Raw genomic sequence first — 19,155 nt, forward strand, 5'->3', positions numbered from 1 at the left:
AAGCCTGAAAATGGTGTCGAAAAAACCCTAAATTTCATAATGTCTTACTGGACGTTTTAAAAAGAATGAGTTAAAATAAATCGGTATATTGAGTTCATGAAAATGGGGGATGAATTTATGTATTTCTTGTATTTTATCCTGTGGGTAATTTTTAATGGAAGCTTTACGCTGGAAATATGCCTTTTCGGGCTTGTGATCGCCGGAGCAGTCTTTGCATTTACCTGTAAATTTATGGATTACAGCATTACAAAAGAAAAGATGGCGCTTCGGCGTGTATTCAAAATGCTCCGGTATATCTGCGTACTGGTCATTGAAATCGTGAAGGCGAATTTTGCAGTGATCAACCTGATCATGTCGGAAAAAGAAGAGATAGAACCTGTTCTGGTGAATTTTGATGCTGATATGAAGACTACCACGGGAAAAGCCTTTCTGGCGAATGCTATTACTCTGACACCTGGTACCATTACCGTTACCCTGGAAGATTCCAGATATGTGGTACATTGTCTGGATGAAAGCATGGCGGTGGGAATGGACCATTCCGTGTTTGTAGAATTACTGGAAGACATGGAAAAGTGACAAAAGGGGGAAGACGAAAATGGGAAAAGGAATAACCGGTCTGGAACAGGCATACCACATTCTGTTTGTGGCAGCGCTGATCTTTCTGGCAGTCATGGTGGTATTGTGCCTTGTCCGGGCCATTATCGGTCCGAGGATCGCGGACAGGATCGTTGCCATCAACATGATGGGAACCATGATCATGGTCATTATCGGTATCCTGGCGCTGATGCTGGAGGAAGGATATCTGGCAGATATCTGTATTATCTACGCTATGATCAGCTTTCTGGCGGTAATCGTGCTGACAAAGGTTTATATGGGTGTATACCAGCAGAAAAAGATTGAGGAGGCGAAGAAAGATGGCAGTAATTGAGTGGGTCCGTTTTCTGGCAGGAGCTGTTCTTCTGCTCTGCGGTCTTGGGATTTTCTTTATCGAAATGGTTGGCGTGTTCCGGTTTAAGTATGTGCTGAACAGGATGCACGCAGCGGCAATGGGAGATACGCTTGGAATCGGGTTTTCTCTCATGGGTCTGATCATTATGAGCGGCTTTAATTTTACATCCTTAAAGCTCTTGCTTGTGATCGTGTTTTTGTGGTTTTCATCACCTACCTCCTCTCATCTGATCGCCAGACTGGAAGTGACGACAAACGAAGATGAGGAGAAGCATTACCGGGAGATATCTTTGAAGGATTTGGAGGCGTAGCTATGGAATTATTCCGCATTATTTTACTGGGCTTTCTGGTGGTGTGCGCCATTTCGGTCAGTCTGTCCAAAAAGCTTTTGAATTCCATTTTAATCTATATGTCCTACAGCCTTGTTGTGTCCGTGATCTGGGTGCTTTTGGAATCGCCGGATCTTGCCATTACCGAGGCAGCAGTAGGAGCAGGTATTACAAGTGTGCTGTTTTTTGTTACGTTAAAGAAGATTCACGCCATTGTGAATACAGAGAAAGAGGAGGGGGAGAAGCAAGATGAGCAGGAAAATTCCTGAAGAAAACTATAAGAAAACCCGTTCCTACCGTTTTAAGCAATGGCTGGACGGTACGAAAGACCCTTATCTTGACACGGTTGAGATGAAGCCTCAGGAGGCATTCCGGGAAGATGAGGTGGTAGTTGAGAAGAGACATGCAGAGCGCCTGGAGATCATGAAACGTGTTTATGATCTGGAGCATAATGCAAAGATCCGCGTTTTCAATAAAATATACAGGGTATTCAGCGTGCTGTTCTGTATCAGCCTGGTGTTCGTGCTGCTGACGGCGGTTTCACATCTTCCGAAATTCGGACATGCGGAAAATCCGGTAAACAATGAGGTTTCCCAGCGGTATATCGAGAACGGACTACAGGAAACAGGCGCAATCAATATTGTTACGGGAATGATTTTGGATTACAGGGCATTTGATACATTGGGAGAGTCCCACGTACTGTTTATCGCCACCTGTACCGTTTTGATCCTTTTGCGCAGTGATAAGAAAAAGGGAAAACATGGTATCGAGGATATGGAGGCGAATGACCGTATTTATGAGCCGAAAAACGACATCATCCTCCAGACAGTGGCAAGAATTTTGGTTCCGCCGATTATTATTTTTGGTATTTATGTTATTTTGGGCGGTCATCTGGGACCTGGCGGCGGTTTTTCCGGCGGCGCTGTCATCGGAGCCGGCCTGATCCTGTATCTGAATGCCTTTGGCTTTGCGAAGACAGAGCGTTTCTTTACGGCAAAGACATATAAATGGATGAGCTTCGGCGCGCTGGCATGCTATGCGCTGGCAAAGAGCTACTCCTTTTACACAGGAGCAAACCATATTGAGAGCATGATCCCGTTGGGAACTCCGGGAGCGATCTTAAGCAGCGGCCTGATCCTTCTGCTGAATATCTGCGTAGGAATCGTGGTAGCAGGCACCATGTACACCTTTTATGTTATGTTCCGGAAAGGAGGATATTGATCATGGATTTTTCCAATCTTTTGACAAATTATGAAGAAGCTGTGGCAATGATTCTTTTCGGAATCGGATTTTCCAACCTGCTTTTGCAGAAAAATCTGATCAAAAAAATCATCGGCCTTAATATCATGGACACAGCGATGTATCTGTTTCTTGCCTTAAAGGGCTATATTACAGGGAGGAAGGCACCAATCGTAACAGACGGCATCCAAAGTGTTCAGGCGTACATCAACCCCATACCCAGCGGTCTTGTGCTGACGGGCATCGTGGTATCCGTATCTGTGTCAGCGCTGATGCTGTCCCTAACCATACGCCTGTACCGCAGGTATCACATCCTGGATCTGGATGAAATAACAACCCGGCTGGAAAAGGAGGGTCTGTGATGGAGTTTGTACAGAATTTTCCTTTTATCAGTATTATCCTGTCGCTGTTTTCAGGCCCTTTGTCATCCATTCTGGACGGAAAAAAGGCAAAGCGTCTGAACATTGCTGTGATCAGTATTATCGGGCTTATGTCCGCCGCTGTGTTGGGATTTGTAATCCGGACAGGAGAGCCGTACGTATATATGATGGGCCATTTTCCTGCACCCTGGGGAAATGAGATCCGGGTCGGCGTTCTGGAAGGCGTGATGGCGGTTGCATTCTGCATCATTATGCTTTTGTCCATGCTTGGAGGAATCCGGGAGAGAGAAGAGGAGATTGAGACTTCCAAGCAGAATCTTTACTATATTATGGTAAATCTGCTTCTGTGCTCTCTGTTGGCGCTGATATACACAAACGACCTTTTTACTGCATACGTATTTGTGGAGATCAATACCATTTCCGCCTGCGGTCTGATCATGATCAGACAGAATGGGCGTACGATCGTTGCCGCTACAAGGTATATGATCATGAGCCTTTTAGGTTCCGGTATGCTGCTTCTGGGAATCTGTTTCCTGTATGGATTGACAGGACAGCTTCTCATGAGCAATATCCAGGAGGCAGTAGCAATCCTGGGAAGAACGGGAGAGTACCATATTCCTCTGCTGGTGTCTGTGGGACTGATGTCTGTGGGACTTGCTATCAAGAGCGCACTGTATCCTTTCCATGGCTGGCTGCCGGATGCTTACGGATACTCCACAGTGTCATCCGCAGCAATTTTGTCCTCTCTGGTTTCAAAGGGGTACATTTTCCTTCTTGTAAAGATTTTTTACCGTGTTATTGGTTTTAATATCATACGGGACAGCAAGGTAATCAATGTACTGTTTGTATTTGGTATCGCAGGCATGATCCTGGGGTCTGTTGACGCGATCCGTGCGGGAAGTATCCGCCGTATGATCGCCTATTCTTCTGTTGCACAGATTGGTTACATTTATATGGGCTTTGGGCTTGGGACAACAGAGGGTGTGATTGCAAGTATTTTTCATATTTTATCCCATGCAGCGACAAAATCCCTTCTGTTTGTGTCAGCCTCCGGCATTACGGATGTGTCTGGCGACAGCACGGACTTTTTTGAATTGACAGGGGCAGGATACCGGAACAAGGTGGCTGGTGTTGCCTTTACGGTGGGCTCGCTGTCCATGGTAGGCTTTCCTCTGTTTTCCGGATTTATTTCTAAGCTTCTGTTTGCACAGGCGGCGGTGGGGCATACCTATAAAATGCTTCCCACGCTGATCGCACTGGCTGTGAGTACGGTGCTGAACACAGTCTATTTCCTGAAAACCGTGATCCGCATTTACACGCCTGTGCCCCAAAATGTGTTGGAGAAAAAGAAATATACGGCAATTACGGTAAAAATGCAGCCTGTAAAGGCAATGGCAATGATCTTATTTATTGTGCTGAATCTTGTTTTGGGATTGTTTTCTGAGCCGATCGTGACACTGATCGAGAACGGACTGAGAATGTTTGCGTAGGAGGATGAAAAAATGGAAAGTATTTGGATTTTAGCTCCCGTGCTGATTGCGGCAGCGGGGGGAATCGGTCTGCTTGTGTCCTCCTTTAAGGAGCATTTGAGGGAAAAGGAAAATGTCCGTAAGGTGCCGGATGATCCGGAACAGCTTCGGAGGATTCATATATTTACAATGGCAGTTCTGGGTGTTTCGGTATGTCTGGCGTTGGCGGCAGCGTGGAGCGGCGAGCACAGTGTGACGTTGTTTTACATTATGGAAGACATTTCGGTTTATTTTCACATTGACGGGCTGGGCAGGCTGTTCGTGACCTTTGTGAGCATCGTATGGGTCTTGGCGGGAATTTATTCCTTTGTCTATATGAAGCACGAGGGGGAAGAAAAGCGGTTTTTTGGCTTTTACCTTCTTGTTTACGCTGTTTTGACAGGACTTGATTTTTCCGGAAATCTGGTGACCATGTATCTGTTTTATGAGCTGATGACTTTGACTTCCATGCCGCTTGTTCTGCACAATGGTTCAAGAGAGGCAATCATGGCTGGCTTGAAATATCTGTTTTACTCTATGTGCGGGGCATATATGGGCCTGTTTGGGATCTTTTTCCTGTACCGTTACTGTGATACGCTGGCATTTACACCGGGCGGTTCCCTGAACGGTGCGCTTGCATCGGGACATGAGGGGATCCTGCTTGCAGCCGTGTTTATGATGCTGATAGGCTTTGGGGCAAAAGCAGGTATGTTTCCTCTTCACGCCTGGCTCCCGGCAGCCCATCCGGTGGCTCCCTCCCCTGCATCCGCCGTGCTTTCCGGTGTGATCGTAAAGGGCGGTGTACTGGCAGTGATCCGTGTTGTTTTCTACATGGTGGGAGCTGATTTTATCCGGGGGACCTGGGTTCAGACAGCCTGGATGGTACTGACGCTTCTCACGGTATTTATGGGTTCCTTATTGGCATTTGGGGAGCCTGTGCTGAAAAAAAGACTGGCTTACTCTACTGTGAGCCAGGTATCCTATATTTTATTCGGTCTCTCAGTCCTGCAGCCTCAGGCTGCGGCGGGAGCCTTGCTCCATACCGTGTTCCACAGCTTTATTAAGTGCGCATTATTTTTGACAGCAGGAGTCTTTATTTTCCAGGACGGCAAAACGAGAGTGGAGGAGCTTCGTGGAATTGGTAAGAAAATGCCGAAAACCCTTTGGTGTTATACCATTGTTTCGCTGGGACTGATCGGAATTCCGCCCACAGCGGGATTTGTCAGCAAATGGCATCTGGCGGAGGGAGCGCTCTGTGCGGATGTTGGGATCTTTGGATATGTTGGACCGGTGATCTTGCTGGTCAGTGCACTTTTAACAGCAGGCTATCTGCTTCCTGTCACTATGAATGGTTTTTTTCCGGGAAAAGGTGAGGAAGCTTCGGATACTGCAGTACCCATGCAGGCAAAGGAAGCCTGTGAAATAAAGGAGCCTGCACCAGCCATGCTGGTTCCGCTGGCCATTCTGGCAGCGCTCTGTGTTCTGCTTGGAGTTTTTCCGGGACCGCTGACATCCTTTGTAAGCGAAATCGCGAAATCATTTATGTAAGGAGGGGAGAAAAATGAATGCAATGATAATGCCTGTAGTAATTTTGCTCCCTGTTATAGGGGGCGTACTGATTCCTCTGATTCCTTATAAAAAACGGACGCAGATGGAGTTTTATGTGGAAGGAATCGTGCTTTTGACTTCCATATTGGCAATCTATATGATGTTTCACCGTCCCGAAGAGGTGTTTATATTGTTTCGCCTTACGGGAGATCTGAGTGTCAGCTTCCGTCTGGACGACCTGGGAACCGTGTTTACCGGGATCGTGTCAGTTCTTTGGCCGCTGGCAACGCTGTATGCTTTTGAATATATGAAGCATGAAGGTCATGAGAAATATTTCTTTATGTTTTATACCATAACCTACGGTGTGACACTGGGAATTGCCCTGTCAGACGACATCATGACCATGTACTGTTTTTATGAGATGCTGACACTGGTAACCCTGCCTTTGATCATGCACACCCTGACAAGGGAAGCGATCCTTGCCAGCAGGACTTACCTGTATTATTCCCTGGGCGGTGCAGCCTTTGCCTTTATCGGCATGATCTTTATCCTCATCTACGGAACCAATCCGGAATTTGTTCCCGGCGGAGTCCTGGATATGGCAAAGATCGGGGACAAGACAAACCTGCTGCTTCTGGTGTATGTGCTGTGTTTCCTGGGCTTCAGTGTAAAAACCGCTATGTGGCCCTTTGGGGCGTGGCTTCCCAAGGCAGGTGTGGCACCCACGCCTGTAACGGCTCTGCTCCATGCAGTAGCGGTGGTAAAGGCAGGCGCCTTTGCGGTGATGCGTGTGACCTATTACAGCTTTGGCACGGAATTCCTGAGAGGAACCTGGGCGCAGACTGTATTGCTGGTATTTGTGATCATTACTATTGTGTATGGCTGCAGCCGTGCTCTGAAGGAGACACATTTAAAACGGCGCCTGGCCTATTCCACCATGAGTAATCTTTCCTATATCCTGTTCGGAGTGGTTCTGATGTCTCCAGCAGGCCTGGTGGGAGCTTTGTGTCATATGATCTTTCATGCCACAATGAAAATCTGTTCCTTTTTCTGCGCAGGCGCTGTGATCTACAAGACAGGGCGTAATTATATACACGAGCTGGATGGATTTGGAAGAAAAATGCCCAAGGTATTTATTATTTTCACCATTTCCGGCATGGCACTGATGGGCGTACCGGGACTGTGCGGCTTTGTAAGCAAGTGGAACCTGGCAAAGGCGGCAGTGCTGAGCGAGCATCCTTTGGCTGTTGCGGGGATCGCGGCGCTTCTGATCTCCGCACTTTTGACTGCAATGTACATGATGAGTATTTCCGTGCGGGCTTTTTTCCCGGGAAAGAACTTTGATTACAGCAAGATCAGTGATGTGGAGGATCCGAACTGGATGATGATCCTGCCGCTTGTGATCTTTGTGATTGCCATGTTTATTTTCGGACTGCACCCGGAACCGATAGTATCGGCGCTGACCGGGCTTGCGGCGTTTGTGAAGTAGAAGGGGGATGGAGAAATGTATGCTTTTATAATAGGGATTCTTGTATTTCTTCCGTTCCTTGCAGGAATCGGCTGCTTTGCAGTGGGAAGAAAAAATGAGACGGGCCGTGATTATCTGGCAGATGGTGTGGTGATCCTGGAATTCTTGCTGACTGTCCTGCTGTTTGTGCGCTGCGCAGGGATAGCAGCGCAGCAGACAGATGTTTGGGACTGTGCCGTCGCAGGTCTTTCCCTTCCGGAGGTATGCGGCTTTGGATTATCTTTTGAGGTAGATGGTTTCCGTCTGATCTACGGAAGTGTAGCAGCGTTCATGTGGATGATGTGTACCATTCTGTCAAAAGAATATTTCACACATCACGAAAACAGAAACAGGTTTTATCTGTTTTTGCTGCTGACGCTGGGCGCTACCATGGGCGTGTTCCTGTCAGCGGATCTGATGACAACCTTTGTATTTTTTGAAATTATGTCCTTTACCTCCTACGTGTGGGTAGCGCAGGAGGAAAACGCACCGTCACTGCGGGCTGCAGAGACGTACCTGGCAGTAGCTGTGATTGGTGGACTTGTAATGCTGATGGGCATTTTCCTGTTGTATCATCAGCTTGGAACTCTGGAAATCGATAGCCTTTACGAAGCAGCAAAGAACTGCGAAGAAAAAGGAATCCTTGACGCTGCAGGAGCGTGTATGCTTGTTGGCTTTGGGGCAAAGGCGGGAGCTTTTCCGCTGCACATCTGGCTCCCCAAGGCACATCCGGTGGCTCCGGCTCCCGCATCCGCCCTGCTTTCCGGTATCCTTACAAAGACAGGTGTGTATGGAATGCTGCTTCTCAGCGCAAATCTGTTTCTCCATGACACGTCGTGGGGCAGTTTGCTGCTTACACTCGGTGTAGTTACCATGTTCGGCGGCGCCTTATTGGCAGTATTCTCCGTGGACTTAAAGAGAACTCTTGCCTGCTCCTCCATGTCCCAGATTGGATTTATCATGGTAGGAATCGGAATGCAGGGACTTCTGGGCGAGGAAAATGCCCTGGCCGTGCACGGAACTTTGCTCCATATGATCAACCATTCCATGATCAAGCTGGTGCTTTTCCTGGCGGCTGGTGTGATCTATATGAACACCCACGCCCTTGACCTGAACAAGATCCGCGGCTATGGCCGCAAAAAACCGCTGCTGAAAGGAATTTTCCTTGTGGGAGCCCTGGCGATCGCCGGAATCCCCATGTTCGGCGGCTATATAAGCAAAACCCTGCTCCACGAGAGCATTGTAGAATACGGAGGCGGCTGGCTCATGAAGACAGTGGAATATATTTTCCTGTTTTCCGGCGGACTTACGGTGGCCTACATGACAAAGCTTTTCACTGCAATTTTTGTGGAACAAAATGAAAGCGCCGAAGTACAGAGACAGTACGACCGTCAGAAAAACTACATGAACAGACAGAGCACCTTCGCCCTCGCCGGAAGCGCCCTGGTACTCCTGATATGGGGCCTCTTCCCTCACAGCATTATGGACAAGGCAGCAGCGCTTGGACAAAGCCTGATGCGCCTCCCTGAATTTGGCGAGCGCGTTTCCTATTTCAGCCTGAAAAATCTCTCCGGCGCAGTCATCTCCATAGCAATCGGAGCCATCGTATACATCTTTGTGATCCGAAAGTTTCTCATGGAAAAGACAGAAAAAGGCCAGACAAGATATGTGAACTGCTGGCCCTCCTGGTGGGATGTGGAAAATCTGATCTACCGCCCGGTGCTCCTTAGACTTCTAACCTTCGTGTGCCGTTTGGTTTTCCGAATACTGGACAGCCTGGTAGACACAGTGGTAGTAGTCCTGCGAAAGAGCATCTACCGCGACAGCCCTCTTCCCTATGAGCTGCCCGAAGGCAACGCCGTAACCGTCTTCCTTGGACGCGTCCTGAACTGGATCCGCGACCTCGGCAACGCCACCTGGAACCGAAAACACCCGGTAGAACGCGACTACGTCCACTACCTTGCCATGCGAAACGCCGAACGCAAACAGAGCAATATCGTGATCGAAAGAAGTATGTCCTTCGCCTTGCTGCTCCTCTGCGTAGGCTTCACACTGACCCTGTTCTATTTGATCTTATGGTAAAAGATTTGTAACGGAAAATAGAGAAAAGCAGCCGATTTGTTCATTAGGAAGATCGGCTGCTTATGAAAATAGAAAAGATTTAGCCTTTTTATTAATATAGCACTACAGAAATTTTAACAGTACCACAGGAAAACACAGGAGCCGGGGCAGCGGGGTTTGCCAGGGGCATTGGCAGATTTTCGCAGCTTCTGCGAGCATAGCGAAAGCCGCCTGCGCACTGTCTGAGCACATTTATGTGCAAGTTTGCGCAGGCGGCTTTCAATAGGCGGCGCAGCAGAAGCAGAAAATCAACAGCCCCTGGCGAACCCCGCTGCCCCGGCTCCGTCCCTTTTACTCCTTCTCTACATCAACTAAAAACAGCCCCCAAAGCCCCAAACAATCCAGCACTAGCAGCCCCCATAATAATACTAGCCAACACAACCCCCAGCATAACCGCCAAAACACTGGACTTAAAATCCATATCCAAAAGACTCGCCGCCAAAGTCCCCGTCCAGGCCCCTGTCCCCGGAAGCGGAATCCCCACAAACAGCATCAGCGCCACAAACAACCCGCGCCCCGCCTTCGCCTGAAGCTTCTTTCCACCCTTCTCGCCCTTTTCCAGGCAAAACGTAAAAAACTTCCCGATAAGCGGCTTATCCTTTCCCCACACCAAAACCTTCCGTGCAAAAAGAAAAATAATAGGCACCGGAATCATGTTCCCCAAAATAGCAATAATATAAGACGGCACAAGCGGCAACCCAAATCCAATGGCATAAGGAATCGCCCCTCTCAGCTCGATCAAGGGAACCATAGAAACAAGAAATACGATCAAATAGCTTTTCATAGAAATTCTCCTTAATAAGATTATGATACTGGTAGCAGCACTTCTAAAGATATGTATCTTATGAATCCTGAACCAATTATATGTTCAAACCGAACGCAACATTCATTATACAGGAAACCCTATAAGAAGAACAGAGGTAAAATATAAAAATTTCATAAGATATATCCAGAAATTTGTCGAACGATTTTTCTTTACCTTTTCGTTGTACTGTGTTACGATAGCTTTACAAAAATCTGTAGGAGAGCGTTTCGTTTCTCCTTCTCTTTTCACATCTCATTCTTTCACGCCCCGATCCGGAGCAGAGATCGCACCAAAACGTTTAAACAGGAGGATTCGTATGCAGAACAAACTACAACAGGTATTTCCAACAATCAAAAACCGTCGGGAGGTGATGGAAGAGATCCGGAACAATCCCCGGCTCATGAAAAACTTTCAGGAATGGTCCGGTCAGCAGCAGGAGTATTTCCTCAGTTTCGTCACAGGAGCCAAGGGCATAAAGCTCCTCTACGACTCCTTTTTCAAGGAGATCATGAACCCGGAAGCCGTGCCGGAGCGGATGGATCGTCTCCTATCACTGATTTTGAAAAAAGAAGTGAAGATCCTCCAGGTCCTGCCCGTTGACAATACCCGCCTGGGGGATGAAACGTCTCTGGTCATTATGGACATCGTGGTGAAGCTGGAGGACGGCAGCATCGTTGATGTGGAGGTTCAGAAGATCGGCTATCTCTTTCCAGGCCAGCGCAGCGCCTGCTATTCCGCCGACCTGCTGCTCCGCCAGTACAAAGCCGCACGTCAGAAGAAAAAAGAAAACCGAAAACGCTTTTCTTATAAGGATGTAAAGCCAGTCTACACCATTGTCTTTTTTGAAAAAAGCCCGAAGGAATTTCACGCTTTTCCCAATATCTACCTGCATAATTCCAGCCAGCAGACCGACACCGGACTGAAGCTGGAGCTGCTCCAGAATTTTGTGTTTATCCCCCTTGACATTTTCCGCAAAAATCTGCACAATAAAGGTATCACAAACGACCTGGACGCATGGCTTGCCTTCCTGAGCATGGACGACCCGGAGACTATTCTGGAGCTGATCCATTACCACCCGGACTTCAAAGCCATGTACAGCCACCTGTACGACTTGTGCGGGAATATAGAAAGGGTGATGGGGATGTTTTCAAAGGAACTGCAGGAAATGGATAAGAATACGGTCCAGCTCATGATCGATGAACTGCAGGATACCATCGATTCACAGAAGCAAACGCTTATTGATAAGGACAATATAATACTGGATAAAGAACGGATCATAGAGCAGCTTCAGCAGACCATAAGGGATATGAAAAAAGAACGGTAAACATATCTGTCAGAATGCAGAAATGGAAAAAAAGAGTGTTTCAAAGAAAGCGCGTAGTACGGGATTTTCCCGTGCTGCGCGTTTTCCGTCTGTTATTCTGCAGCCGGGACAGAAGAATATCTGTTGCGTTGAAATGCCTATGCGGAATCACTAAATTTTGAAACACGACCAGTTAGTTGAAATATAAAAATTTCATAATATATGCTTGACAAAGAGGCATGATAGGCATATAATACAAACAAATATATGAATAATTGTTCATATGAAAAACGAAAATCATAAAATAAAAAGGAGAAGCATCATGAAAAAGACTTACAAAATCGAGGTAGACTGTGCAAACTGCGCAAACAAAATGGAGGAAGCAGCGAACAACACTCCTGGCGTACAGAAGGCAACTGTAAACTTTATGACATTGAAGATGATCGTAGAGTTTGAAGACGGCCAGGATCCTAAGTTCGTTATGCCGGAAGTATTAAAGAACTGTAAAAAAGTAGAAGACGACTGTGAAATCTTTTTCTAATAAAATGGAGGCCCTAAAATGAATAAGAAGCAGAAAAAGGTCTTACTTCGGATTATTGTAGCAGCAGCGCTAATGGTGATTTTTTCGCTGCTTCCGTTGGAAGGATATCTGAGATTTATACTGTTTATGATACCATATCTTGTCATAGGCTACGATATCCTGAAAAAAGCATTTAAGGGAATTTTAAACAAACAGGTATTTGACGAAAACTTTCTTATGGCAATTGCCACTGTAGGTGCGATTATACTGGGAGACTACACAGAAGGCACAGCCGTTATGCTCTTTTATCAGATCGGAGAGCTTTTCCAGAGCTACGCCGTAGGAAAGAGTCGGAGAAATATCAGTGAGCTGATGGATATCCGGCCTGATTACGCAAACATCGAGCAGGATGGAGAGCTGACCCAGGTGGATCCGGATGAAGTGGAAATCGGAAGTATCATTGTCGTGCAGCCCGGAGAAAAAATTCCCATTGACGGTATCATCACAGAGGGGAGCTCCACCTTAAATACCAGCGCGCTCACTGGTGAAAGCCTGCCAAGGGATGCTGCAGCAGGAGATGAGGTGATCAGCGGCTGTATCAACATGACAGGCGTGCTGAAAATCCGTACTACAAAGGAATTCGGAGAATCCACAGTCTCCAAGATCCTGGATCTGGTTGAAAATTCCAGCTCCAAAAAATCGAGATCCGAAAACTTTATCTCAAAATTTGCTAAATACTATACTCCAGCCGTATGTTACGGCGCGGTTGCCCTGGCTGTTTTGCCGCCCCTTGTACGGATGCTGGCAATGGGGCTTTCTCCGGAATGGGGAGACTGGATCTACAGAGCACTTACGTTTTTGGTAATCAGTTGCCCCTGCGCTTTGGTAATCAGCATTCCATTAGGCTTCTTTGCCGGAATCGGCGGAGCCAGCAATCAAGGTGTACTGGTAAAAGGATCCAACTATCTGGAAACCCTTTCCCAGACAAAATATGTAGTTTTTGATAAAACCGGAACTATGACAAAGGGCGTATTCGAGGTAAGCGGAATCCATCACAGCAAGATGGAGCAGGAAAAGCTTCTGGAATATGCTGCCTATGCAGAGTGTTCCTCTTCGCACCCCATCAGCAAGAGCCTGCAGAAGGCATATGGAAAGCCTATCGACAGAAGCCGTGTCACAGACATTGAGGAAATCGGCGGAAACGGCGTAACGGCAAAGGTGGACGGTATTTCCGTAGCAGCCGGAAATGCCAAGCTGATGAAGCGTCTTGGTGTAGAATACCATGATTGCCACCAGGTAGGAACCGTGGTACACATCGCCATTGACGGAGAATATGCCGGACATATCCTGATCTCCGATATTATTAAGCCTCATGCAAAGGAAGCTATACAGGAGCTGAAAAAAGCCGGAGTAAACAAAATCGTTATGCTTACCGGCGATGCCAAAAATGTGGCAGAGCAGGTGGCGGCAGAGCTTGGGATCGACGAGGTCTACAGCGAGCTTTTGCCTGCCGACAAGGTAGCTAAGGTGGAGGCGCTTCTTTCCGGGAAAACCGAAAAAGAGAAACTTGCCTTTGTGGGAGACGGCATCAACGATGCGCCTGTACTCTCCAGAGCTGATATCGGAATTGCTATGGGAGCACTTGGTTCCGATGCAGCCATTGAGGCAGCAGACATTGTGCTTATGGATGACGACCCGCTGAAAATCTCAAAAGCCATTAAAATTTCCAGAAAATGTCTCCGCATCGTCTACGAAAACATTTACTTTGCGATTGGGATCAAGGTAATCTGTCTGGCTCTGGGAGCGCTGGGAATTGCAAACATGTGGATGGCGATCTTTGCGGACGTAGGAGTTATGGTGATCGCAGTGCTGAACGCCATTCGGACTCTGTTTGTGAAAAACCTGTAAAATTAATTAAAAAGAAAGGTAATTGGTGAAAGAATGGCAGAACAAGGTATTGAGGTATGCGATTCCTTTGAGGTGCATGAGAATCTTCTGGAAATTGTAAATAAAACAATGCCGGAGGAAACAGAGCTGTACGATCTGGCGGAGCTTTTCAAGGTTTTTGGGGACTCTACAAGAATCCGGATTCTGTTTGTGCTTTTTGAAACAGAGGTATGTGTATGCGACCTTGCAAAAGCCCTGAACATGACGCAATCCGCCATTTCCCACCAACTCCGCATCCTAAAGCAAAGCAAGCTCGTTAAAAACCGCAGGGAAGGAAAATCGATCTTCTACTCCCTGGCAGACGATCATGTGCGTACCATCATTGCCCAGGGGCGCGAACATATAGAAGAAGAGTGATACATTTCAGTACGAGATTAACTTGCAAAACCAGTAAAAGGCTGTGCAGCCATCAAAACTGCACAGCCTTTTTACGTTGTAAAACGAAATGCGGATCCGGAGTTGAGATAACATGCTTTTAGATGTAAAATAAAAAGACCAGGCGATTGCCTGTGTAAATGAAACGAAATGGAATAAATGCCATCAAGGAGGAAATGAATGCTTGAGATATATTATGCTGAGGATGATTTAGATATCGCGGAGAACGTGAAGACATATCTGGAATTTAGACAGATGGCAGTATCTGTATTTTATAGTATCGTTGATGCGAAACAAGCGCTTTTGAGAAAGCGTCCGGCACTCCTTTTGGTGGATCGGAATATGCCGGACGGAAATGGAGACGAATTGTGTAAATGGGTTCGCCGTTTATGGGGAAATCAGCTTCCGATTCTTTATTTAACGGTTCGGGGAGAAACTGCAGATATTGTTCAGGGGTTTCAGGATGGCGCAGACGATTATGTGGTAAAGCCTTTTGAACTGGAGGTGCTGCATTCCCGTATTCTTGCATTGCTGCGCCGAAGCGGGCAGACAAAGGAAACTCGGCTTTTCTGCGATCATCTTTTATTGGACACGGAAAAAATGTCGGTTTTCTGCGGTCAGGAGGAAATTATGTTAAGCAAGCCGGAATATCAACTGCTCCTTCTGCTGATGGAGAATAAAGGGAAAACAGTTACCAGAAAGCAGTTATTGGAACAGATATGGGACAGCAATGGAAATTATGTGAATGACAACACATTGACCGTTACCATGAAACGGATGCGGGAAAAATTACACAATCCGACCTGCCTGAAAACCATACGCAGTTTTGGGTATCGACTGGAGGAGAGCATATGACAGAGATAAGGAAACAGAGGTTAATGGTTTTGCTGCCAGTGCTGGTGTGTGTGATCAGTATCATTGGCGTATCGGTTTTCTGGCAGTATGAATACCGGCAGGCTGCCTTTGAGCGTGTTTCAAAATTTTGTGAAATCATCATAGAGGGGCATCCGGAAGCAGAGGGGCAGGTGCTTTCTGCTTTGAAGAAATATCACACACTGGCAGATCAGGAAGTGAAAGAAAGCCGATTTCTGGAGCAGTACGGATATCGAAATCATGAATTCTTCGAAGATGTTCCGTGGAACTTTTTAATTCCTTCTGTAGTTTTAATACTTTTGGTGATCTGTGGAGTTCTATTTGCCATTTGGTATCTGAATAGACGTAACCGAATGCGAATAGCGGAATTGACAAGGTATCTGGAGCAGGTAAATGTTGGGGCTGCCGGAACAGTCATACAGATGAAGGAAGATGAATTTTCCCATCTACAGGATGAGATGTATAAGACAGTTACTTCCCTATACCAGACAAGGGAGGCGGCGGTACAGGAAAAAGCAAATTTTGCAGATAATCTGGCGAATATCGCTCACCAGCTAAAGACACCGATCACTGCAGCATTTCTTTCTCTTCAGCTTATGAAGAAAACAACACCGAATGTTTATGGGGAGCAGATTGAAAGACAGTTGGAACGGTTAAACAGATTAGAGGAGTCGCTGTTGACACTCTCTAAGATTGATGCAGGTACTTTGCATTTAGAATTTTCACAGGTGGATATCTATACTGCTTTGAACCTAGCAGCGGAAAATCTGAATGATTTGCTGATGAAAGAAAATATTTCTGTGGATATCCCAGATAATGGGTGTATTGAAATCTATGGGGATATGGAGTGGACAATGGAGGCACTTATGAATTTGGTGAAAAATTGCATGGAGCATTCTAAACATGGAGGAACGATACATTGTGATTATTCCAGTAATCCGCTTTATGTGGAAATTTTGATATGGGATGATGGAGAGGGCTTTCGGGCAGAAGATATACCATATCTTTTTGAGCGGTTTTATCGGGGAAAAGGCGCCGCCGGAAATGGGATAGGGATTGGATTATCCCTGGCGCGTTCTATTTTTGAATTGCAAAATGGAAATATTACTGCCCGGAATCTGTGGTCAGGCGGGGCTTGTTTTGAAATAAGAATCTATGCGCACTCGTCGGAGACACATGATTTTGGAAAAATCATGTACAGTCACTGAGATGTCACTTTCCTTTGTTATAATGTGGCTTGTAAGATCATGCAAATCATTTTTTTGAGTGGCAGTGGATATCGGCCTATAACAAGAAGGAGAGAATGTGATGGAAATACTAAAATGCGACGGGATCAGAAAAGTATATGGTTCTGGTGAAAACCAGGTTACGGCTTTAGACCGGATTGACCTGTCTGTGGACAAAGGGGAGTTTGTTGCCATTGTAGGCGCATCTGGTTCTGGAAAATCTACGCTTTTACATATTCTTGGCAGCGTGGATCAGCCGACAGAAGGAAAAGTCATTGTGGAAGGAACGGATATTTCTACCATGAACAGGACGCAGTCTGCAATTTTTCGGCGCAGGAAAGTGGGACTGGTCTATCAGTTTTATAACCTGATTCCCACACTTACCATTCGGAAAAATATCCTCATGCCGCTTTTGCTGGATAAGAGAAAGCCAAATCAGGAGTATTTTGAACAGGTAGTCAATACATTGGGTATTGCTGACAAACTGGATTTTCTTCCTGACCAGTTATCAGGAGGTCAGCAGCAGCGTGCAGCCATAGCAAGGTCCTTGATCTACCGTCCGGTTCTCCTGCTCGCCGATGACTGTGAGATAATAGGACTAACAAGGAAAAACCCAATAAAATCAAGGGTTCTACCATGTTAGTTCTATTTTTTTGACCGAAAATGAACATGATTTTATGGATTGAGAAAGGAGATCCCGTCAGTGATTGACTGATTAAAATATAGAAAGATAAGGTAGTATGAGGAAGGGTGTATTATCAGAAGATAAAAAAAAATACTCAAAAAAGGAAAGTTAAAGAAAGGATAAGAATAATGAGTAGAGAAGTCATGAAGAAAACAATATTGCCGATGTTGTTTTTGGCAATCTGGATTTGGATCGCATATAATTTTTGTACATCTTTAGGACAGGATGAATGGTGGAAAATATGGATGGTTATTGGAATGCCATACGGAATACATAGAATGTGTGTATGGTTATTACCTAAGAACTTTGATATAGGTGGAACCGCCGGAGTTTGGGTAATAAATATACTATTAGGTTGTTTGATTGGTGAAGTGGTAGTTATATGGTATGTATTACGTGCCGTTTATGTTTTGTTTAAATATCTTGTATATCTGTTAAGATAAATAATTTCATGATTTTATCCTTGGCTTCCCCCACCTTATCGCAAAATTAAGAACCATACCACAAAATAGAAAATACGATTGTACCTTTTTACAAAAGGTCAACGTATTGTGCAATTAAGGTACTATAATAACAGATATGTTTCATGCCGACCAAAAGATGCGCTGTTTTAACACATTGTTCACGAAAAATCAATCGCAAGGGATTGACTTTGAATCGAAATCATGCTATTGTTATTTGCATAAAGGAGGTGTTGAGATGTCAGAACCAAATTCTTGGGGGTTTCTGTTGAAACAAATTAATGATGAAGTTTCCAGACGGGCTAATAATGCGATGCGCTCTTATGATATGACCGTTGTACAGATGAATGCCCTGAATATATTGATGAAATCGTTTGAAAAAAAGCTGTCGTTAAAAGAGTTGGAACATTCTTTACATGTTGCCCAATCTACGGCTGCTGGTATTGTTGTCCGTTTGGAACAAAAGGGGTTTGTGGAAAGCTTTGGCGATCCTAATGATAAGCGTATTAAGCTTGTCAGCATTACCCAGGCAGGAGAAGATTGCTGGCTGGCAGCGGAAGCAGAACGAAAGCGGGAAGAGGAACTGATGGTGTCGGAGTTGACCGACGCAGAGAGAGATATCTTACTGCTCCTCCTGCAAAAGGTGTGGGATGCATTGAAATAAAAAAGAAAATCTGCCGATGCGCAGATTTTCTTTTAGAACAAATCGATCGCATACTATTAACAGCTAGCGAACGAAAGAAAGGAGATTCATTTATGATAAAAACACTATTCAGACAAATTGGGGAATATAAACGGGATTCTATCCTGACCCCTGTTTTCACAGCGCTTGAGGTGCTGATGGAAATTTTGATTCCCTTTGTCACAGCATCTATTATTGACAAAGGAATTGAAGCAGGAGATATGCAGAAGGTGTGCCTGTATGGAACTGTAATGCTTTTGCTGGCGTTTCTAAGCCTGTTCTTTGGAATTCAGGCAGGACGCTTTGGAGCTTCTGCTTCAACCGGCTTTGCCTGCAACCTGCGGGACAGTATGTATGAGAACATTCAGACGTTCTCCTTTTCCAATATCGACAAATTCAGCACTGCCGGATTGGTTACAAGAATGACTACCGATGTTACAAACTTGCAAAATGCCTATCAGATGATTCTGAGGATTGCAGTCCGGGCACCGCTGATGCTGATATGCAGCATGATCATGTGCTTTATTATTAACGTACAGCTTAGTATGGTGTTCCTTGTTGCCCTGGTTTTTCTCAGTTGTGCCCTGATTTTTATTATGAGCAGAACCACCCCGTTATTTAATATATTTTCTCGGAGTTTTAAACCTTGATTTTCAGGGCTTTTTTCTTTGCTCATTTCAAAAATCCCCCCATTTTTT

Annotated in this window: 21 protein-coding genes; 20 read left to right on the plus strand and 1 reads right to left on the minus strand. The window is 45.8% G+C overall.

Going from position 1 to position 19,155, the window contains the following annotated elements:
• The first annotated feature begins 117 nt into the window (after nt 1-117).
• The 10 genes from ACESZH_RS22575 to ACESZH_RS22620 are packed head-to-tail and all read left to right on the plus strand — an operon-like array spanning nt 118 to nt 9,541.
• Nucleotides 118-576 carry a Na+/H+ antiporter subunit E gene (locus tag ACESZH_RS22575; protein WP_373219220.1) on the plus strand — a complete coding sequence of 153 codons (459 nt, stop codon included), beginning with the start codon at nt 118-120 and terminating at the stop codon, nt 574-576.
• A 19-nt stretch (nt 577-595) separates the two neighbouring features.
• Nucleotides 596-928 carry a monovalent cation/H+ antiporter complex subunit F gene (locus ACESZH_RS22580; protein WP_373219221.1) on the plus strand — a complete coding sequence of 111 codons (333 nt, stop codon included), beginning with the start codon at nt 596-598 and terminating at the stop codon, nt 926-928.
• Nucleotides 915-1,259 carry a monovalent cation/H(+) antiporter subunit G gene (locus ACESZH_RS22585; protein ID WP_373219222.1) on the plus strand — a complete coding sequence of 115 codons (345 nt, stop codon included), beginning with the start codon at nt 915-917 and terminating at the stop codon, nt 1,257-1,259. The genes ACESZH_RS22580 and ACESZH_RS22585 overlap by 14 nt, the downstream gene beginning before the upstream one ends.
• A gap of 2 nt (nt 1,260-1,261) precedes the next feature.
• Nucleotides 1,262-1,546 (plus strand): hydrogenase subunit MbhD domain-containing protein, encoded by a 285-nt coding sequence (locus ACESZH_RS22590; protein WP_373219223.1) that lies wholly within the window; start codon nt 1,262-1,264, stop codon nt 1,544-1,546.
• Complete coding sequence (gene mbhE / locus ACESZH_RS22595; protein ID WP_373219224.1) at nt 1,527-2,498, plus strand: hydrogen gas-evolving membrane-bound hydrogenase subunit E; 972 nt, start codon at nt 1,527-1,529, stop codon at nt 2,496-2,498. Before ACESZH_RS22590 ends, mbhE begins: the two co-directional genes overlap by 20 nt.
• 2 nt (nt 2,499-2,500) lie before the next feature.
• Nucleotides 2,501-2,878 carry a sodium:proton antiporter gene (locus ACESZH_RS22600; protein WP_373219226.1) on the plus strand — a complete coding sequence of 126 codons (378 nt, stop codon included), beginning with the start codon at nt 2,501-2,503 and terminating at the stop codon, nt 2,876-2,878.
• Complete coding sequence (locus tag ACESZH_RS22605; RefSeq protein WP_373219228.1) at nt 2,878-4,386, plus strand: complex I subunit 5 family protein; 1,509 nt, start codon at nt 2,878-2,880, stop codon at nt 4,384-4,386. The genes ACESZH_RS22600 and ACESZH_RS22605 overlap by 1 nt, the downstream gene beginning before the upstream one ends.
• Nucleotides 4,387-4,398: 12 nt before the next feature.
• Nucleotides 4,399-5,952: a complex I subunit 5 family protein gene (locus tag ACESZH_RS22610; RefSeq protein ID WP_373219230.1), complete on the plus strand. Its 1,554-nt coding sequence runs from the start codon at nt 4,399-4,401 to the stop codon at nt 5,950-5,952.
• A gap of 13 nt (nt 5,953-5,965) precedes the next feature.
• Nucleotides 5,966-7,441 (plus strand): complex I subunit 5 family protein, encoded by a 1,476-nt coding sequence (locus tag ACESZH_RS22615; RefSeq protein ID WP_373219232.1) that lies wholly within the window; start codon nt 5,966-5,968, stop codon nt 7,439-7,441.
• Between the two features lie 15 nt (nt 7,442-7,456).
• Nucleotides 7,457-9,541, plus strand: coding sequence for a complex I subunit 5 family protein (locus tag ACESZH_RS22620; RefSeq protein WP_373219234.1), 2,085 nt, complete (start codon nt 7,457-7,459; stop codon nt 9,539-9,541).
• Nucleotides 9,542-9,887: 346 nt separating this feature from the next.
• Here ACESZH_RS22620 and ACESZH_RS22625 read toward each other — a convergent pair whose 3' ends face one another.
• Nucleotides 9,888-10,364 carry a COG2426 family protein gene (locus tag ACESZH_RS22625; RefSeq protein ID WP_373219236.1) on the minus strand — a complete coding sequence of 159 codons (477 nt, stop codon included), beginning with the start codon at nt 10,362-10,364 and terminating at the stop codon, nt 9,888-9,890.
• Nucleotides 10,365-10,701: 337 nt separating this feature from the next.
• Here ACESZH_RS22625 and ACESZH_RS22630 point away from each other — a divergent pair, with 337 nt between their 5' ends.
• The 10 genes from ACESZH_RS22630 (at nt 10,702) to ACESZH_RS22675 (ending at nt 19,107) form a co-directional block, all read left to right on the plus strand.
• Nucleotides 10,702-11,709 carry a PD-(D/E)XK nuclease family transposase gene (locus ACESZH_RS22630; protein ID WP_373219238.1) on the plus strand — a complete coding sequence of 336 codons (1,008 nt, stop codon included), beginning with the start codon at nt 10,702-10,704 and terminating at the stop codon, nt 11,707-11,709.
• A gap of 301 nt (nt 11,710-12,010) precedes the next feature.
• Nucleotides 12,011-12,229, plus strand: a complete 219-nt coding sequence (locus ACESZH_RS22635) for a cation transporter (RefSeq protein ID WP_373219239.1) — start codon at nt 12,011-12,013, stop codon at nt 12,227-12,229.
• A gap of 18 nt (nt 12,230-12,247) precedes the next feature.
• Nucleotides 12,248-14,116, plus strand: coding sequence for a heavy metal translocating P-type ATPase (locus ACESZH_RS22640; protein WP_373219240.1), 1,869 nt, complete (start codon nt 12,248-12,250; stop codon nt 14,114-14,116).
• Between the two features lie 33 nt (nt 14,117-14,149).
• Nucleotides 14,150-14,512, plus strand: a complete 363-nt coding sequence (locus ACESZH_RS22645) for an ArsR/SmtB family transcription factor (protein WP_373219242.1) — start codon at nt 14,150-14,152, stop codon at nt 14,510-14,512.
• Nucleotides 14,513-14,710: 198 nt separating this feature from the next.
• Entirely contained in the window at nt 14,711-15,385 is a 675-nt protein-coding gene (locus tag ACESZH_RS22650; RefSeq protein ID WP_373219243.1) for a response regulator transcription factor, read from the plus strand.
• Entirely contained in the window at nt 15,382-16,611 is a 1,230-nt protein-coding gene (locus ACESZH_RS22655) for a sensor histidine kinase (protein WP_373219245.1), read from the plus strand. The genes ACESZH_RS22650 and ACESZH_RS22655 overlap by 4 nt, the downstream gene beginning before the upstream one ends.
• Before the next feature lie 100 nt (nt 16,612-16,711).
• Nucleotides 16,712-17,272: an ABC transporter ATP-binding protein gene (locus tag ACESZH_RS22660; protein WP_373219247.1), complete on the plus strand. Its 561-nt coding sequence runs from the start codon at nt 16,712-16,714 to the stop codon at nt 17,270-17,272.
• Nucleotides 17,273-17,379: 107 nt separating this feature from the next.
• Complete coding sequence (locus ACESZH_RS22665; protein WP_373219249.1) at nt 17,380-17,757, plus strand: DUF6050 family protein; 378 nt, start codon at nt 17,380-17,382, stop codon at nt 17,755-17,757.
• 256 nt (nt 17,758-18,013) lie between these two features.
• Entirely contained in the window at nt 18,014-18,439 is a 426-nt protein-coding gene (locus tag ACESZH_RS22670; RefSeq protein ID WP_373219251.1) for a MarR family winged helix-turn-helix transcriptional regulator, read from the plus strand.
• Between the two features lie 92 nt (nt 18,440-18,531).
• Entirely contained in the window at nt 18,532-19,107 is a 576-nt protein-coding gene (locus ACESZH_RS22675; protein WP_373219253.1) for an ABC transporter transmembrane domain-containing protein, read from the plus strand.
• Nucleotides 19,108-19,155 lie beyond the last annotated feature (48 nt).

The organism is Ruminococcus sp. 5_1_39BFAA (assembly GCF_964240875.1).
In the GTDB taxonomy this organism is placed as follows: Bacteria; Bacillota; Clostridia; order Lachnospirales; family Lachnospiraceae; genus Blautia_A.

Bases quoted from the DNA above. Each gene is read 5' to 3' on its own strand.
- ACESZH_RS22620 (WP_373219234.1), top strand. From the start codon at position 7,457: ATGTATGCTTTTATAATAGGGATTCTTGTATTTCTTCCGTTCCTTGCA.
- mbhE (WP_373219224.1), top strand. From the start codon at position 1,527: ATGAGCAGGAAAATTCCTGAAGAAAACTATAAGAAAACCCGTTCCTAC.
- ACESZH_RS22615 (WP_373219232.1), top strand. From the start codon at position 5,966: ATGAATGCAATGATAATGCCTGTAGTAATTTTGCTCCCTGTTATAGGG.
- ACESZH_RS22635 (WP_373219239.1), top strand. From the start codon at position 12,011: ATGAAAAAGACTTACAAAATCGAGGTAGACTGTGCAAACTGCGCAAAC.
- ACESZH_RS22600 (WP_373219226.1), top strand. From the start codon at position 2,501: ATGGATTTTTCCAATCTTTTGACAAATTATGAAGAAGCTGTGGCAATG.
- ACESZH_RS22645 (WP_373219242.1), top strand. From the start codon at position 14,150: ATGGCAGAACAAGGTATTGAGGTATGCGATTCCTTTGAGGTGCATGAG.
- ACESZH_RS22660 (WP_373219247.1), top strand. From the start codon at position 16,712: ATGGAAATACTAAAATGCGACGGGATCAGAAAAGTATATGGTTCTGGT.
- ACESZH_RS22585 (WP_373219222.1), top strand. From the start codon at position 915: ATGGCAGTAATTGAGTGGGTCCGTTTTCTGGCAGGAGCTGTTCTTCTG.
- ACESZH_RS22655 (WP_373219245.1), top strand. From the start codon at position 15,382: ATGACAGAGATAAGGAAACAGAGGTTAATGGTTTTGCTGCCAGTGCTG.
- ACESZH_RS22605 (WP_373219228.1), top strand. From the start codon at position 2,878: ATGGAGTTTGTACAGAATTTTCCTTTTATCAGTATTATCCTGTCGCTG.
- ACESZH_RS22650 (WP_373219243.1), top strand. From the start codon at position 14,711: ATGCTTGAGATATATTATGCTGAGGATGATTTAGATATCGCGGAGAAC.
- ACESZH_RS22580 (WP_373219221.1), top strand. From the start codon at position 596: ATGGGAAAAGGAATAACCGGTCTGGAACAGGCATACCACATTCTGTTT.
- ACESZH_RS22625 (WP_373219236.1), bottom strand. From the start codon at position 10,364: ATGAAAAGCTATTTGATCGTATTTCTTGTTTCTATGGTTCCCTTGATC.
- ACESZH_RS22670 (WP_373219251.1), top strand. From the start codon at position 18,014: ATGTCAGAACCAAATTCTTGGGGGTTTCTGTTGAAACAAATTAATGAT.
- ACESZH_RS22630 (WP_373219238.1), top strand. From the start codon at position 10,702: ATGCAGAACAAACTACAACAGGTATTTCCAACAATCAAAAACCGTCGG.
- ACESZH_RS22640 (WP_373219240.1), top strand. From the start codon at position 12,248: ATGAATAAGAAGCAGAAAAAGGTCTTACTTCGGATTATTGTAGCAGCA.
- ACESZH_RS22610 (WP_373219230.1), top strand. From the start codon at position 4,399: ATGGAAAGTATTTGGATTTTAGCTCCCGTGCTGATTGCGGCAGCGGGG.
- ACESZH_RS22675 (WP_373219253.1), top strand. From the start codon at position 18,532: ATGATAAAAACACTATTCAGACAAATTGGGGAATATAAACGGGATTCT.
- ACESZH_RS22575 (WP_373219220.1), top strand. From the start codon at position 118: ATGTATTTCTTGTATTTTATCCTGTGGGTAATTTTTAATGGAAGCTTT.
- ACESZH_RS22590 (WP_373219223.1), top strand. From the start codon at position 1,262: ATGGAATTATTCCGCATTATTTTACTGGGCTTTCTGGTGGTGTGCGCC.